General features: G+C 53.4%; 14 protein-coding genes. 4 read left to right on the top strand and 10 right to left on the bottom strand.

Features of this window, described 5'->3' with window-relative positions; all coding sequences use genetic code 11:
* Nucleotides 1-18 precede the first annotated feature (18 nt).
* On the bottom strand, nucleotides 19-249 hold the full coding sequence (locus QLG07_RS08015) for a YejL family protein (RefSeq protein WP_048915494.1): 231 nt from the start codon (nucleotides 247-249) through the stop codon (nucleotides 19-21).
* A 156-nt stretch (nucleotides 250-405) separates the two neighbouring features.
* Here QLG07_RS08015 and yejK point away from each other — a divergent pair, with 156 nt between their 5' ends.
* Complete coding sequence (gene yejK / locus QLG07_RS08010; RefSeq protein ID WP_048915495.1) at nucleotides 406-1,410, top strand: nucleoid-associated protein YejK; 1,005 nt, start codon at nucleotides 406-408, stop codon at nucleotides 1,408-1,410.
* A gap of 424 nt (nucleotides 1,411-1,834) precedes the next feature.
* Here yejK and QLG07_RS08005 read toward each other — a convergent pair whose 3' ends face one another.
* From QLG07_RS08005 to QLG07_RS07980, 6 genes are all read right to left on the bottom strand, one after another.
* The gene (locus QLG07_RS08005; RefSeq protein ID WP_187497882.1) at nucleotides 1,835-3,100 is read right to left on the bottom strand and encodes an ATP-grasp domain-containing protein; all 1,266 of its coding nucleotides are present in this window, start codon (nucleotides 3,098-3,100) and stop codon (nucleotides 1,835-1,837) included.
* Nucleotides 3,101-4,258, bottom strand: a complete 1,158-nt coding sequence (locus tag QLG07_RS08000) for an ATP-grasp domain-containing protein (RefSeq protein WP_282468958.1) — start codon at nucleotides 4,256-4,258, stop codon at nucleotides 3,101-3,103.
* 28 nt (nucleotides 4,259-4,286) lie between these two features.
* Nucleotides 4,287-5,669: an MFS transporter gene (locus QLG07_RS07995; RefSeq protein WP_282468957.1), complete on the bottom strand. Its 1,383-nt coding sequence runs from the start codon at nucleotides 5,667-5,669 to the stop codon at nucleotides 4,287-4,289.
* 38 nt (nucleotides 5,670-5,707) lie between these two features.
* Nucleotides 5,708-6,781 (bottom strand): TauD/TfdA family dioxygenase, encoded by a 1,074-nt coding sequence (locus QLG07_RS07990; RefSeq protein ID WP_191149708.1) that lies wholly within the window; start codon nucleotides 6,779-6,781, stop codon nucleotides 5,708-5,710.
* A gap of 559 nt (nucleotides 6,782-7,340) precedes the next feature.
* A complete protein-coding gene (gene rplY / locus QLG07_RS07985; RefSeq protein ID WP_048915499.1) occupies nucleotides 7,341-7,625 on the bottom strand; it encodes a 50S ribosomal protein L25 in 285 nt (94 codons plus the stop codon).
* A 136-nt stretch (nucleotides 7,626-7,761) separates the two neighbouring features.
* Nucleotides 7,762-9,516, bottom strand: a complete 1,755-nt coding sequence (locus QLG07_RS07980) for a DEAD/DEAH box helicase (RefSeq protein WP_282468956.1) — start codon at nucleotides 9,514-9,516, stop codon at nucleotides 7,762-7,764.
* Nucleotides 9,517-9,700: 184 nt separating this feature from the next.
* Here QLG07_RS07980 and rsuA point away from each other — a divergent pair, with 184 nt between their 5' ends.
* The 3 genes from rsuA (at nucleotide 9,701) to QLG07_RS07965 (ending at nucleotide 12,518) form a co-directional block, all read left to right on the top strand.
* The gene (gene rsuA / locus QLG07_RS07975) at nucleotides 9,701-10,405 is read left to right on the top strand and encodes a 16S rRNA pseudouridine(516) synthase RsuA (protein WP_099754029.1); all 705 of its coding nucleotides are present in this window, start codon (nucleotides 9,701-9,703) and stop codon (nucleotides 10,403-10,405) included.
* 22 nt (nucleotides 10,406-10,427) lie between these two features.
* Nucleotides 10,428-11,630, top strand: coding sequence for a Bcr/CflA family multidrug efflux MFS transporter (locus tag QLG07_RS07970; protein ID WP_048915502.1), 1,203 nt, complete (start codon nucleotides 10,428-10,430; stop codon nucleotides 11,628-11,630).
* 555 nt (nucleotides 11,631-12,185) lie between these two features.
* Entirely contained in the window at nucleotides 12,186-12,518 is a 333-nt protein-coding gene (locus QLG07_RS07965; RefSeq protein WP_048915523.1) for a YejG family protein, read from the top strand.
* On the opposite strand, the gene yejF is transcribed toward QLG07_RS07965, so the two are convergent.
* The 3 genes from yejF to QLG07_RS07950 are packed head-to-tail and all read right to left on the bottom strand — an operon-like array spanning nucleotide 12,510 to nucleotide 16,211.
* Nucleotides 12,510-14,093: a microcin C ABC transporter ATP-binding protein YejF gene (yejF, locus tag QLG07_RS07960; RefSeq protein WP_253536789.1), complete on the bottom strand. Its 1,584-nt coding sequence runs from the start codon at nucleotides 14,091-14,093 to the stop codon at nucleotides 12,510-12,512. The two genes, QLG07_RS07965 and yejF, sit on opposite strands and share 9 nt — an antisense overlap.
* Before the next feature lies 1 nt (nucleotide 14,094).
* Nucleotides 14,095-15,120, bottom strand: a complete 1,026-nt coding sequence (locus tag QLG07_RS07955; protein WP_048915504.1) for a microcin C ABC transporter permease — start codon at nucleotides 15,118-15,120, stop codon at nucleotides 14,095-14,097.
* A complete protein-coding gene (locus tag QLG07_RS07950; RefSeq protein ID WP_048915505.1) occupies nucleotides 15,120-16,211 on the bottom strand; it encodes a microcin C ABC transporter permease YejB in 1,092 nt (363 codons plus the stop codon). The genes QLG07_RS07955 and QLG07_RS07950 overlap by 1 nt, the downstream gene beginning before the upstream one ends.
* Between the last annotated feature and the right edge of the window lie 3 nt (nucleotides 16,212-16,214).

Here is a 16,214-nt window from a genome sequence, read left to right as displayed (position 1 = left end):
CGGGATCGGGGCGTCTCTTTAGTGGGCTTTGTCGTTGTTGATCACGGAAGCCTGCAGGGCTTCGGCAAACGAACGAGCCATATGCTGGCGCTGCGCAGGTGCCACGCTGGTGTTAAGTAGATTGGTCACCATATTTCCCAGAACCATCAGGGAAAGATCGGTTGGGGCCTGGTTTTGTTCCAGAACCTGCACCATTTCTGCGAGGATGCGTTCCACGCGTTCGTTACTGTAGCGAGATGATTGGGCCATGAGGTCAATTTTACTGAGATTTAAAAGGCGCTATCTTACCGTAAGAGCGCATTTTTTTCTGCATTTTTATCGTAATCATCCGCGTAAACTTGTTGCAGTTGATCGTAAAGGCGCACAGTGATTGAATACGCGCCTGTGCTTAAAGGAGAGTTTACCATGAGTCTGGATATCGACCAGATTGCCCTTCACCAGATGATCAAACGTGACGAACAAACGCTTGAGCTGGTCCTGCGCGATTCCCTGCTGCCGTCCAATGCGACCGTGACGGCGATGATGGAAGAGCTGCATCGTGTTTACAGCGCCAAGAGCAAAGCCTACGGCCTGTTCAATGAAGAGAGCGAGCTGGCCGATGCGCTGCGTAACTGCCGCAAGGGTGAGAATGACTTCCTGGCGTTCAGCCGCGCGGCCAGCGCACGCCTGCGCGATGAGTTGGGCAAGTATCCGTTTGCGGAAGGCGGCATTGTGCTGTTTGGCCATTACCGCTATCTGGCGGTTGAGTACCTGCTGATTGCGGTGCTCAGCAGCCAGAACAGCATGCGCGTTAATGAAGAGCTGGATATCAGCAGCACGCACTATCTGGATATCAACCACGCGGATATTGTCGCGCGTATCGATCTGACCGAGTGGGAAACCAACCCGGAATCGACGCGCTATCTCACCTTCCTGCGCGGGCGGGTAGGGCGTAAAGTCTCCGATTTCTTTATGGATTTCCTCGGTGCCAGCGTCGGGCTGGACACCAAAGCGCAGAACCGCGGCCTGTTGCAGGCAGTGGATGATTACTGCGAAGAGGCGAGCCTGGATAAAAACGAGCGTCAGAACTATCGTCAGCAGGTCTCGGCCTACTGCAACGAGCAGCTGAAGTCCGGTGAAGAGATTGAACTGGCCGGGTTGTCTAACGAGCTGGCGCCGCTGGGGGAGAAAACCTTCCAGGCATTTACCCAGGAGCAGGGCTACGAGCTGGAAGAGAGCTTCCCCGCCGACCGCAGCACGCTGCGTCAGTTAACCAAGTTTGCCGGCAGCGGCGGCGGCTTAACCATCAACTTCGATGCGATGCTGTTAGGCGAGCGTATTTTCTGGGACCCGGTGACGGACACTCTGACCATCAAAGGCACGCCACCGAACCTGCGCGACCAGCTGCAGCGCCGCACCAGCGGGAAGTAGCCGCAGGGAAGAGGGGGGCCATAACGGGTCGACGCTACCACTCTTTTTAGAGGCCGACCGCGAAGGTATCCTCTGAAATGCCCCCCTCGCTATACGCCTGCTAACCGGTCTGAGCTCAGCCTGAGCACGCCGGAACGGCAAAAGACGCTCCCTGCGGGCCTCGGCACGCGGCATCCCTGCCGCGTGACGTCCGGCTTACCTCAGGCTGAGCTCAGCTCCCGCTATCATTATGCTCGCTGTGGGTTTACAACTACGACGATGAGGCTATGTCGAAAGCAGCCTTCCTCCTCAAACCGACAGCTGTCATCCCGCGATAATATTCAGATCAATTTTTATGGGGATACCTCAGGGGCCGACCTTATTACTGAAGAAATTCCAGTAGGTAGAAGTTTTCGGAAGTTCGTCCAAGATGCTTAATCTCAACCTATGCTGGCTCGGCAGGCATATGAGGTAGTGAAAAGTAATCTTTTTCAATTTTCCTGATTTCTTTCCAGTCCGTATCCAATTGTTCGAATTTCTTATGAAACAATCCGACCATACCGATGGCTGTCTGTAAGCCTGTAGTGACCTGCAGTATGTCACCGGGCTTCACCCAGCGCTTTACACTGACAAAAGACGGGAGGTTTTCAATTCTGTCCCACGGAAAGTCCCTGAATTCACGATCTGAGACTGGCGAAACCAACAGTATATGACCGCAGAAGCCGCTGAATACGGGGTCCTGACTGATGCTGTCGATAAAATGTGACGTATTAACAAAGGCGTTTACTGTAGCGGAAACATGGTTTTCGCCCGTAACGGCTGTGGTCAATAAAGGGTCGAGGCTTCCATGGAGGCGGGAATTCAGCTCAACGATGACCGGGCCTTCACTGGTTAACATAACTTCCATGTGTGATGGGCCATAATTTAGCCCCACCACATTCAAAACCTTTTTAGCGTAATCAATAAGCTGTGAGTAACTCTGTTGCGTATGATCAACCACCATCATTTTTTCAAGCCGTGGCGACTCGCGGCGGTCGCGATCAACTTGCCATACGCTGACAACTTTGTGAATTCCCTTAAAAGATACGATGTCAACAATAAATTCCTGACCTTCTGTACAGGATTGAACCAGAATTTCATTCTGATCTTCATTATAATAAGATTTAGAGTTGAGAATGCTTTCAGAAGCCTCCCGGACCTGAGAAAGGGTGTGGCATACCTTTACTCCGCTTACACCTGCTCCGCGTGTAGGTTTCACCACTACCGGCAGGGTCAGATGAGTACGTGTCCATCTCATAATCCCAGCAACCTGATCTGACTGATACTGTTTTGGCGTGAGTAAACCGCTACGGTGCAAAATTTCAATCTGTTCATATTTATGACGGCGGGCTTTTGCCAGATGGCCGGGGTTTTTATAGGGGACGTCAAGCGTATCAGCGAGTTCGGAGGCAAGCTCAATGCCACTCCCCCCGCCTGGTAAAACCACATCGATTTGCAAATCTTTCAGCATATTAGCCAGAACATTAATGTCGCCCTGGTAAACGACACTACGTATATAGTCTGAATGAATGATTTGCACTTTAAGCCTATCTGGCAGTGACTCACTGCTGAGTACGTGCACACATTTAATGCCATAAGAACGAAAAGCAGGCGCCAGATAAGCGCTGGTTGATGCACCATCCACAATGGCCACAGTACTTATTAATTTCATTTAATCATTCTCGAGTTGTTTATTTCGCATTAAATTTCTTATATAAACGTATGCCCTGCGACTGCGGTTCCTCAGGTGCTGTGGGCCATAGGTGATGTGTATAATGTCATTCTTCAATTCTCCACTTTCAGCAAACTTCCAGGGCAGCGGATCGCTTTCTAGAAAAAAATTAACGCAGGCATAGGCGTCGGGAAGAAATTTTACGGGGACAGTAACGTCTTTTCCCTGAAGTTTATTAAGAAGGTGATCAACCATATCGAAGCTATAAGCATCGTGTATAATATCACAGATAAAACTGCCTGCAATTCTGGGGTTCAATTCAATAATGCCGGCGAGACCATCATTAACAATGCAGTCAATGTGAACCGGACCCCAATTCAACCCTGCTGCTTCGACTGCTCGAGAACCTGTTTCGATGAGATTGCGTAGGGCTTTTTCATCCATATCAAGTTCTGATGTGTAGCCGCGTTCAAAAAAATCATTGCCGAAACGTTTAGATTTGCGTATGGCTCCTACATAATTCCCGTCAAAATATTCAACGCAGTATTCTGTTCCCGGTAAATATTTTTCCAATAGAACAATATCGCTGGGAATCAAGTCGGGCCTTAATTTTTTCTGATCGGCAAGAAAATCAAGATGGCTGAAGACTTCAGAATAAAGAGTGCATCTTTTTACACCATTACTGGCAGTCCCTTCTGAGGGTTTTATAACTATCGGAAATTCAAGTTGGCCGAGCATTGCTTCCTTTTTTTCAATATTTGAAAGGTTGAATTCCCTGAATTCGGGAGTAGGGATTTTTTTGGCGACAAGTATTTTCTTTTGTTGATGTTTTGACACTGCACGGGAGACGCACAAGACGTCTGGCCCTGGAAGATTAAGCGCCGAGTTTACCTGGGCTGTAATACATGCGTACACATCGTTTAATGTTGTGATTTTCAGAGTGGATTGAGGAGTAGGATAATTTTCTTTAATCCAGTTGATGATGAAACTGACATCTGAGATCATGTACTTTATTACGACGCATGAAGAAAAAACTCCGTCTATTCTGTCCTCGGGGTTGCTTATTATCGTTACGTCAATCCCCCTGCTTAGCGCTGCATTAACCAGTGCAAGGCTAGTTCCTGTTTTTCTGATGCCAATAATTACAAGCCTCATCATATTGCCTTTCCTCTTCGAAATAATTTCTTTACAGAAACAATATGGCCAAAATGACTCCGGCCATCCTTAGTACTGCTGAAATATCAAAGGCGAGACTGGCACCCTCTGTCATATTATCAATTGTACCTCTCATCATGGCTCCTAACAGCGCCACGCCCAGCGCACTCCCTACCTGACGTGACGCATTGAAGATGGCCGATGCGGTTGCAGAGCGGGTTACAGGGACATTGCTCAAAATGGCTGATGTGAGAGCAGGCGTGCTTATTCCAGAGCCTATCGCCAGTAACATCATGCACAGCATGATAGAATAATAAGGCGTATTCTGCTCCAGACCGTGTAAAAGCAGGAAGCTGAGAACTGATAAAACTCCCCCGCCAATAACTGTCATGCGGGGTGTGAAGTGTCTGGCAAGCCGACTGCTTGCTACATTGGCAATTATAATCACGGTAAAAGGTAATAAAGCCAGCCCTGCCTCAGTCGGCGTATATCCTTTTACACTTTGAAAAAAAATACTCAGAATAAATATCAGGGCATAAAAACTCAGGTTTGAAAGTAGTCCTAAAATAACTGAAATTGTCAGTACAGGGCTGCGAAATAAAGTGAGCGGTAACATTGGGTTTTCAGCCCGTGATTCCCTGGCCAGAAACAATAATGCAGTGGTTAGTGCCAGGATAAAACCAGTCCATATTGCCGTGGAAAACCATCCTTTTGCCCCGGCTTCAATAACGGAGTAGGTGAGTAAAAACAGAAATAAAATTGCCAGAATCTGGCCGGGGGTATCGAAGCTTTCACTTTTAGTTGCCTGTGTTTCAGCCACAAACCGGTGGGTTGCCCACATGCTTAATAAACATACGGGAAGATTTACCAGGAAGATGGCGCGCCATCCAAAACCTGTTATGAGAAGCCCCCCTGCGACCGGTCCCATGGCGCTTACACCTCCCCCGATAGCACTCCACCATCCGATTGCATGGCTTCTCGCTGCTGAATCTTCTGCGCACGCGTGTGAAAGTAGCGCTAAAGAGGTTGGAAGTATAAGCGCCGCGCCGGCCCCCTGAAGGCAGCGAGCCGCGATAAGTAGGTCGACCGACTGTGCAAGCGCACATGTCAGGGAGGCCATACAGAATAGTAAAAGACCGGCATTAAAAACATTGCGGCTTCCAAACCGGTCTCCGGCAGATCCGGCTGTAAGCAGCAGGGCAGCAAATGAAAGGGTATAAGCGTCAACCACCCACTGAAGCCCTGATACACCTGTCCGTAAGCTGCTGCCAATTTCCGGAAGTGCAACATTCACTATTGTGACATCCAGTTGGACGACAATGAAACCGAAGCTGGTTGCAAGTAAGGTTCCCGTTATATTACCGGCGCCACCCGGAATGTAGCGCTTGAGGGATGTCCGACTGGCTGGTTTCATTAACATTCCTTTTTGGCGTTAGCGGTGTCGTAAAGGCTTTACGCTGCTGATGATGCAGTTTTAAGATTTGTCTTTTCAGACGCTGCTATTTTGTTTGTGGGGTCAAATACGCGATCTTCTACAGCAGTGAACTCTCTGAAGTTCCACAGGTTTCGGGCAACGAAAACTCTCTGGACCCAGCGAAGTGCACGATCATTTTCATCAAAATTGGGTTTAAAACTATCACGGGAATGCAAAGTGAAACTGTTATTGATGAGTATCAGTCTGCCAGGGTTTATCTGAATGCCAAATGAGACTTCACGTACCGCCTGATAAAGGTTTTCAAGAGCCTGTTTGGCGCTTTGATTAACTGCAAGCACCATATCAGGGTAGAAAGCCACGGTGACACGTGGAGCAGAGATAGGGCCTGAAAGAATTGGGCTTAAATCCGTATTATCGCGTGGTTCAGCAGAAGCGCCACGCCAACGGTACGGCACGCGAATAATAAAATTTTTGCCATAAAGATGTTTTATATCTTCCTCAGAAAGTTTTTCTAACGCCCGGCGGCAGTCTGAAATACGGGTCTGTGGGCCCCCGTGAAGTTCACCACGTACGCCAAGTAATATAAGAGCAAGAGGTGAGGTGTCACCTTCTGGCATATACGCTTGTGCGGCATTTTCGATATGGAAATCAAGCTCAACTTCAGATCCAAGACCGGTAAATTCTTTTGCGGCCTCTTTATGTGGTGTAAGATTATTTACCAGCTCATGACCTTCATGAGCAATAGAATATGGTTCACCAGTAAGTACACCCATCGTCACCAGCACATTTTCGCTTAATACGCCATTTTTGAATGCATTGCCGGTTTCTCTGTGGCGGGGGCTTCCAGTGACACCCTTGTCTATTGGAAGATTATCAATTTGTAAGTAACCGAGAGCGCTAGATGAAAAGCTTTTAATTCGATTGATTGCTGTTATTACACGTTCAGGAAATGTCGCATAAGCCACCTTACGGATTTCGTTTAGATACAAATCTGAACCCGATGGGTCGTAAGCAATATTTTCAAGAACTGAACGAATATATTCTGATTCTTTCGTGCTGAGAAGAATATTTTGATCTTCATTTAGCTTCATTTGATAAATCCTCTCCAGGGTGAGGTTTGGTTGGTATCCTTATAAAACGATACAAAAGCTACTTTACAAGACCTGAAGGGATATATTCTGGTTCAACCGTGCTGAGAAAAACCTTTTATCCTACTTTAAGCTTCATTTGATAATCCTCATCCAGGATGAGACTGGGGGATGTCTTTACAGGATTATATTGAACCTACTGGCGTAAAATATTTTAGCTAAACCTTAGTTAATGAATGATTGTTAACAGTTTTTCATATGCATGAAATGTAGTGATGTGATGAACCTTTCATGAAGTAGCCCCACAAAAATTGATCTGAATATCATCGCGGGATGACAGGTGCCAGGTATCAGGAGGGATGCCGAATGCCGAGGCCCGCAGAGAGCGTCTTTTGCCGCTCCTGTTGGCTCAGGCTGAGCTCCGGGGGGGTTACCGAGAAGTGATTGATAGGGGCTCAGGGGCCGAACCTTCTGGTCGGCCCGCCCCCAATCACCACAATATTCAGACGAAAAAAAACGCCGCAGATGCGGCGTCTCTTTTACATCATTTTCACTCGGGCAATTAAGCGCGAACGAAGTCGATGTGGTGCAGTTTTGGCTTGAACGGGTGACGCTGAACAGCCTGCACTTTAACTTTGGTTTCTTTACCATCTACAACCAGAGTCAGCACTTCTTCGTAGAAACCAGGCTTAGTCTGCTGGTTAAGTACGGAGTCGTGGTCCAGTTCGATAGCTACAGCTGCTTCGTTTCCGCCATAAATGATTGCCGGGAATTTGTTAGCTGTACGCAGGCGGCGGCTCGCACCCTTGCCCTGCTCTTTACGAGTTTCTGCTTTAATAGTGAACATAGTTAAGTCTCTTCAATTTTTAATCCTGCTACAGGCGACCCAGCAGCAGTCTGGATTGTTCAGCTTTGACCGGGTGAAACCCGGCAAAAGCGGGCGGGATTATAGCCGAATACCGTCCCCCAGGCAATGCAATAACTCAGCGCAGCTCGTTTGCGCGGCGAAAACGCCCCTGGTAATCAAACACTTTCTCGCGAATTTGCCAGAAATGGCGCTGTTTGCGCGCCACCACAAAATCAGGGTGGCGCAGTAACGGCTGCAGGGCGATCACATCGGCGGCGGTTTTCCAGCCGAGCGGCACGCCGGGAGCACGCTGATGCGGGCGCAGGAACAGCTGCTCAAAGGCGGTACGCTGCGCCGGGGTTTTCAGGCGAAAACGCTCGCTGACCTCGGTAGCATCTTCATCGTAATAGCGTGCTTTCAGCCACTCGCCGTGTTCGTCGCTGCCGCTCTCCAGCACCATTGCGGCACAGCGCAGCACCAGCGCATCCTTCAGCTTTAGCGCGGCTTTCAGCATATCATCCGGGTCAACCAGAATGGTGTCGCACTCGCGGCAGCGGCGGGCGGCGATATCGTTTTCGGCATTGCACTGCGGGCAGTTTTTAAAACGGAAGCGATAATCGCACTGCTCACGCAGGCCGTCATCATCCTCCAGCACGCCCTGACAGCGGCGGCCAAAATGCTCAATAATGGTGCCGTCAGCGGTGGTCTTCCCCCAGAAGGTATTGGCAAAGCCGCAGCCGGGGCAGAACACCTGCACCGGCTGGTTATCACTTTTACCCTTCGGTGCGCCCACTTCCGGGGTGAACAGATCGTGAGGATTGCCCGCATAGTCGAGGATCAGGCAGTCGGTTTTACCGGGGCTGAGGCGCAGGCCGCGCCCGACGATCTGCTGATACAGGCTGACGGACTCGGTCGGGCGCAGAATGGCAATCAGATCCACGTGCGGGGCATCGAAGCCGGTGGTCAGCACTGCCACATTGACCATGTAGCGCAGCTCCCGGGCTTTAAAGGCGGCGATCAGCGCGTCGCGTTCGGCGGCCGGGGTACCGGCACTGATCAGCGCCTTACTGCCGGGCAGCAGGCCGAGCACCTCACGCGCATGTTCAACGGTGGCGGCGAAGATCATTACGCCCTCTCGCTGTTCGGCAAACTCGACAATCTGCTGAATAATATGCGGCGTGATGCGCTGCTGCTGTTTCAACTCGCGATTGAGATCGGCTTCGCTAAACAGGCCGTTTTCCTGCGCCTGCAGGCGGCTAAAATCATACTGCACCACCGGCATATCCAGCCGCTCCGGCGGCACCAGAAAGCCGTGTTTGATCATGTAGCGCAGCGGCAGCTCATAGATGCAGTCGCGGAACAGCGCCCGTTCATCGCCGCGCACCATGCCGTGATAGTGGAACTGGTAAATCCAGCCTTTCCCCAGACGGTAAGGCGTGGCCGTAAGCCCGAGCAGGCGCAGCTGCGGGTTATGCTGGCGCAGCTGGTTGATAATCTGCTGATACTGGCTATCTTCGGAGTCGCTGATGCGGTGGCACTCGTCGACAATCAATAGTGAAAAATCGGCATCGAACAGCTCAAGGTTGCGAGCCACCGACTGCACGCTGCCAAACACCACTTTGGCGCGGCTCTCTTTGCGCTGCAGCCCGGCGGCGAAAATGTCGGCGTCCAGCCCGTAGGCCTGATACTTGGCGTGGTTCTGCGCCACGAGTTCCTTAACGTGCGCCAGCACCAGCACGCGTCCGCGCGCCACGCGTGCCAGTTCGGCAATCACCAGGCTTTTTCCGGCACCGGTCGGTAGCACGATGACGGCGGGCTGGCTGGAGCGGCGGAAGTAGCTGATGGTGGCATCCACTGCTTCCTGCTGATAGGGGCGTAGGGTAAACGACATGAACACTCGTAAAGCAGCAACAAAGGCATATTATGCCACGAAATCACTCTGCGAGTACGATCCCCTCTGTGCCTAGTGGGTTTCTACCGCTATAATGTGCATTCCATTCTGGATGAGCGTCCAACGCCACATCTCAAGACCTATTTTTCCGTTTTCACCCCAAATAACAGGCAGTGCAGAGTTAATGCGACTTGATAAATTTATTTCCCAGCAGCTGGAAGTCAGCCGCGCCATCGCCGCACGCGAACTTCGCGCCAATAAAATCACCGTTGACGGTGAAGTGGTACGCAGTGGTGCCTTTAAACTCAGCGCGGAAAGCGCAGTAGAATATGACGGCAACCCGCTACACGTTCAGGTGGGGCCGCGCTACTTTATGCTGAATAAGCCGCAGGGCTATGTCTGCTCAACGGATGACCCGGATCACCCGACGGTGCTCTATTTCCTCGCTGAACCGACCGCTTACAAACTGCACGCCGCCGGGCGTCTGGATATCGACACCACCGGGCTGGTGCTGATGACCGATGATGGTCAATGGTCGCACCGCATTACCTCTCCACGCCATCACTGCGAGAAAACCTATTTGGTGACGCTGGAATCGCCGCTCTCTGACGATACTGCCCGGCAGTTTGCCGACGGCGTGCAGCTGCATAACGAGAAGACCCTGACCAAACCGGCGACGCTGGAAGTGATTGACCCGCAGACGGTGCGCCTGACCATTAGCGAAGGGCGCTACCACCAGGTTAAACGTATGTTCGCCGCCGTCGGCAACCACGTGGTGGCCCTGCACCGTGAGCGCATCGGCGCGATTGCCCTGGATGCGGATATGGAACCGGGTGAATACCGTCCGTTAACAGAAGAAGAAATTGCCAGCGTCGGTTTGGCGCGTTAAGACTTTTTTAAAGGGTGGGTGCGTGGCTAAGGATAAGAATTCCTCTGTGGGTCTGGTGGTGATCCTCGGACTGCTGGCGATGTTAATGCCGCTGTCGATTGATATGTATCTTCCGGCGCTGCCGCAAATCGCCCGCGAATTCTCGGTCTCTGCAGGCAGCGTACAGATGACGCTAAACGCCTATATTCTTGGCTTCGCGCTCGGGCAGCTGGTATATGGCCCGCTGGCGGACAGCTTTGGCCGCAAACCGGTGATTGCCGTTGGCACGCTGATCTTTGCGATTGCGGCCGGGGCCTGTGCCATGGCGCAGACCATCGATCAGCTGATCGTCCTGCGCTTTATGCATGGCCTGTCGGCGGCGGCGGGCAGCGTGGTGATCAGCGCCCTGATGCGTGACACCTACTCGAAAGAGGAGTTTTCACGCATGATGTCTTTCGTGATGCTGGTCACCACTATTGCACCGCTGCTGGCACCGATTGTCGGCGGCTGGCTGCTGCTGATTTGGAGCTGGCACGCGATTTTCTGGACCATTTCGGCCGCGGCCGTCATCACCACCGTGATGGTGGTGACCCAGATCAAAGAGACGTTACCGCACGATAAACGCCAGAAGTTTAACCTGCGCACCACCCTGCGTAATTTCCTGTCGCTGTTCCGCCATAAGCGCGTATTCAGCTACATGCTGGCGAGCGGCTTCTCGTTTGCCGGGCTGTTCTCGTTCCTCAATGCCGGTCCGTTTGTTTACATCGAACTGAACCACATCTCGCCGCAGGATTTCGGCTATTACTTTGCGCTTAACGTGGTGTTTCTGTTCCTGATGACGCTGCTTAACAGCCGCTGCGTGCGCCGTTTTGGGCCGCTGGTGATGTTCCGCCTTGGGCTGCTGATCCAGTTCACCATGGGCGTCTGGATGGTGATCGTTAGCGCGCTGAACCTCGGCTTCCTGCCGCTGGTGTTTGGCGTGGCGATGTTTATCGGCTGCGTGGCGATGGTCTCATCCAATGCAATGGCGGTGATCCTGGAAGAGTTTCCACATATGGCCGGTACTGCGTCTTCGCTGGCGGGCACGCTGCGCTTTGGCGTGGGGGCACTGGCTGGCGCACTGCTGTCGCTGATCACCTTCAACAGCGCATGGCCGATGGTGGGCGCGATCTTTATCTGCGCAACCGTGTCGATTGTGCTGTTTACCTACGCTTCACGGCCACGTAAATCGGATAGGGTGGGCTGACCCCCGGCTGACTCCGGGCTGACCGAAAAAGAGGGTCAGCCCCTACAGTGTAATCGCCCGCCGTAGGGGGCGACCATTTTTTCCGGTCGCCCCGTGCCGAGGATATGCACCGCTCCCAATGAAGACCATTTTTTCCGGTCGCCCCGTGCCGAGGATTTGCACCGCTCCCAATGAAGACCATTTTCCCGGTCGCCCCGTGCCGAGGATCTGCACCGGCCCAAATGAAGACCCTTTCTCCGCTCGAACCATATCATCTGGCTTCCCCACTAAAACCCTGTTCAATATGTTTATTATTTGTAAAAATATTTCGCAAGAAGTAACCAGATTGCAGCAAAATGGGTTGTGATTGCCCGGCGAACGCGGTAAATATAACGAATAAATGAGAGGTAGCTCTCAAAAAAACCGCCGAACGCAGGATTTATCCCGCTGAAGGGTAAGCAGTTGCAGGGTAAATAGTGCCAGTTATTAATGAGTTTCTTTGCTGGCGCCAATTGATGATTTACCTTGTGAATTATTTGTGAAAATATTGTTTAAAATTCGCTCTGGGGAACCCTGTTGAATACGTTACAACATTCAGTAGTACATCGTTTGCCGCAAAGCTATCGCTGGTGCGCCGGGCCTGTTGGCATGGCTGTCGAACCACGCGCACTCAACCTCCTGAACAGCGATGACGATTTAATCGGGCTGCGCCTGCTCAGCCACAGCGGGGCTTCTGCGTGGGAAATTATGCAGAAGATTGAGGCCGCGCTGGCTGAAATTCAGCTCAGCTGTTCGGTGCTGGAGTGGGAAGGGGAGCCTTGCCTGTTCGTCCAGCGCGAAGACGAATGCGCCACCACCTGCCGTCTGAAAAACTTTGGCGTAGGCATTGCCGAGCCGTTCTCAGGCTAACGCCAGCAGCTGGCGCGTATACTCCTGCGCTGGCGCGCTAAACACGCTTTCGCACATGCCCTGTTCCACCACCTCTCCCTGCCGCAACACCACCACCTGATGGCATAACGACCGCACCACGCGCAGATCGTGGCTGATAAAGATATAGGCCAGCCGGTGCTGCTGCTGAAGATTTTTCAGTAGTGCGAGGATCTGCTTTTGCACCGAACGGTCGAGCGATGAGGTCGGTTCATCCAGGATGATCAGCTGCGGCTGCAGGATCAGGGCGCGCGCAATGGCAATACGCTGGCGCTGACCGCCGGAAAACTCTGACGGATAGCGCTGGCGCGTAGCCGGGTCCAGCCCAACCTCTTCCATAGCGGTTATCACGCGCGCCTCGCGCTCGGCTTCATTCAGCTCGGGATGGTGCACCTGCAGACCCTCGGCGATAATCTGCAGCACGTTGAGGCGCGGGTTGAGCGATGAGTTAGGATCCTGGAACACCACCTGGATCTGACGGCGAACCGGCAGCATCTTTTTACGGTTCCACAAATGCAGCGGCTGCTGTTTAAACCAGATCTCACCCTGCGAATGCAGCAGGCGCAGCAGGGCCAGCCCGGTGGTGCTTTTGCCAGAGCCGGATTCCCCCACCAGCCCAAGGCTCTCACCCGGGCGCAGCGTAAAGCTCAGTGACTTCAGCGCGTGGTGATAGCCCACAGTGCGCTTCATCAGCCCCTGTTTGATTGGGAAGGCCACCTGCAGATTCTCTACCCGCAGCAGCGGCTCCGCAGCACTGTCAGCCGGGTCAGGCTGGCCTTCTGGCTCTGAGTCCAGCAGCTTTTGCGTATAGGGATGCTGTGGTGCGCTGAACAGCTGCTGGGTGCGATTATGTTCGACCGCCTGACCGTTGCGCATCACCGTGACGCTGTCCGCCAACTGGCGCACGATATTCAGATTGTGCGTGATAAACAGCAGGCCCATATTCATCTCCTGCTTCAGCTCTTTCAACAGCACCAGGATCTGCGCCTGCACCGTCACATCCAGCGCGGTGGTTGGTTCATCGGCGATCAACAATTCAGGCTGGGTCAGCAGCGCCATGGCGATCATCACGCGCTGACGTTCACCCCCGGAAAGCTGATGCGGAAAATCACTCAGGCGCTGCGCGGCATTGCGGATGCCCACGCGATCAAGGCAGCTGAGCATCTCGGCCCGGGCGGCTTCACGGCGCATGCCGCGGTGCAGCGACAGCACCTCGTACAGCTGCTTTTCGATGTTGTGCAGCGGATTCAGCGACACCATCGGCTCCTGAAAGATCATCGCGATGCGGTTACCGCGCAGGCCGCGCAGCGTGCGCTCATCGGCGTGCAGCACGCTCTGCCCGGCAAACAGAATATCACCCTGCGGATACACTACCGGCGGCGTTGGCAGCAGGCGCATCACCGACAGGGCGGTGACGCTTTTTCCGGAGCCGGACTCGCCGACCAGCGCCAGCGTCTCTCCGGCATCGACCGACAGCGACAGCCCCTCGACCACGCGGCGCTCTTGCGCGCCCTGACGAAAGGCAATGCTCAGATCCTGAATCGAGAGTAGTGCCATATCAATACACCTTGCTGGGGTCAAAGGCGTCGCGCACCGCTTCGCCGATAAATATTAACAGCGACAGCAGGATCGCCAGCGAGAAGAAAGCGGTCAGGCCAAGCCACGGCGCCTGCAGGTTGTTTTTGCCCTGCAGCAGCAGCTCACCCAGCGACGGCGAACCCATCGGTAAACCAAAACCGAGGAAATCGAGTGAAGTCAGCGTAGTGATTGAGCCGCAGAGAATAAAGGGCAGATAGGTGAGCGTGGCGACCATCGCATTGGGCAGCATATGGCGCGACATAATGCGCCAGTCGCTGACGCCCATCGCCTGCGCGGCGCGGATATAGTCAAAGTTACGCGTGCGCAGAAATTCGGCACGCACCACCCCCACCAGGCTCATCCAGCCAAACAGCACGGTAATGCCCAGCAGCCACCAGAAGCCGGGCTGGATCACGCTGGAGAGCAGGATAATCAGGAATAGCGTCGGCATGCCCGACCACACTTCAATAAAGCGCTGGCCCCACAGGTCGACCCTGCCGCCGAAATAGCCCTGAATCGCGCCGGCGAGGATGCCAATCACGCTGGAGGCCAGCGTCAGCATCAGCCCGAACAGCAGCGAGATGCGGGCGCCGTAAAGAATGCGCGCCAGCACGTCACCGCCGTTGGCATCGGTGCCCAGCCAGTTCTGCGCCGAGGGGGGGGAAGGGAAGGGAACATCGGTGGCAAAGTTAATGGTGTCGTCACCAAAGCGCACCGGCGCCCAGATTGCCCAGCCGTTTGCTGCCAGCCGCGATTTCAGCCACGGATCCTGATAATCCGCCGGGGTCTCCAGCGGGCCGCCGAAGTCGCTTTCGGTATAGTTCACCAGCAGCGGGAAATAGGTGCGGTCGTGATAGTGCACCACCAGCGGCTTATCGTTGGCCAGCAGCTCTGCGCCCAGCGACAGGGCAAACAGCACGGCAAAAATCCACAGCGACCAGTAGCCGCGGCGGTTATGGCGGAATCGCGCCCAGCGCGCCTGATTAATCGGGTTTAAACGGCTCATTAGCGGCCCTCAAAATCAATACGTGGGTCGACCAGCGTATAGGTGATGTCACTGAGAATATTGAGCAGCAGGCCGATCAGGGTGAAAATATACAGCGTGCCGAACATCACCGGGTAATCGCGCTGGATGGTGGCGTCATAGCCCAGCAGCCCGAGGCCGTTGAGCGAGAACATCACTTCAATCAGCAGCGATCCGGTAAAGAACATGCTGATAAAGGTGGCCGGGAACCCGGCAATCACCAGCAGCATGGCATTGCGGAACACGTGGCGATAAAGGATCTTTTTCTCGTCCAGCCCCTTTGCGCGTGCGGTCACCACATACTGCTTGCGGATTTCATCCATAAACGAGTTTTTCGTCAGCATGGTCAGCGTAGCGAAGCCACCAATCACGGTTGCCAGCACCGGCAGGCAGATATGCCACAGATAATCTGTGACCTTGCCGTACCACGGCAGCGTGTCGAACTGCGGGGATACCAGGCCACGCAGCGGGAACCAGTCGAGGTAGCTGCCGCCGGCAAACAGCACGATCATGATGATACCGAACAGGAAGGAGGGGATGGCGTAGCCGACAATGATCAGCGTGCTGCTCCAGATATCAAACGCGCTGCCGTTGCGCACCGCCTTTTTGATCCCCAGCGGGATCGACACCAGGTAGATGATCAGCGTGCTCCACAGCCCTAACGTCACCGAAACCGGCAGGCTCTCTTTAATCAGCTGGATCACCGAGCTGCTGCGGAACAGGCTGTCACCGAAGTCGAAACGAATGTAGTTCCATAGCATGGTGAAGTAGCGCTCGTGCAGCGGCTTATCAAAGCCGTAGCGTTTGGTGATCTCCGCGATCACCTCCGGGTCCAGCCCGCGCGAGCCGCGATACTGATTGTCGCCCGGTGAGGCATTGAGCGAACTGCGCCCGTGCGCCGCGCCCTCTCCGGCGGCGCCAGGCATGCCGGTGGTCTGGCCGAACTGAATATTGGCAATCGCCTGATCGACCGGGCCACCGGGGGCAATCTGCACAATAAAGAAGTTGATAGTAATAATCGCCCACAGCGTGGGAATAATCAGTAATAAGCGACGAATTAAATAAGCACCCACAGT

This window comes from Erwinia sp. V90_4, from assembly GCF_029967685.1.
GTDB lineage: Bacteria > Pseudomonadota > Gammaproteobacteria > Enterobacterales > Enterobacteriaceae > Erwinia > Erwinia aphidicola.
Note: the sequence above shows the minus strand (reverse complement) of the source record. Positions and strands in the feature narration are given on the sequence as shown.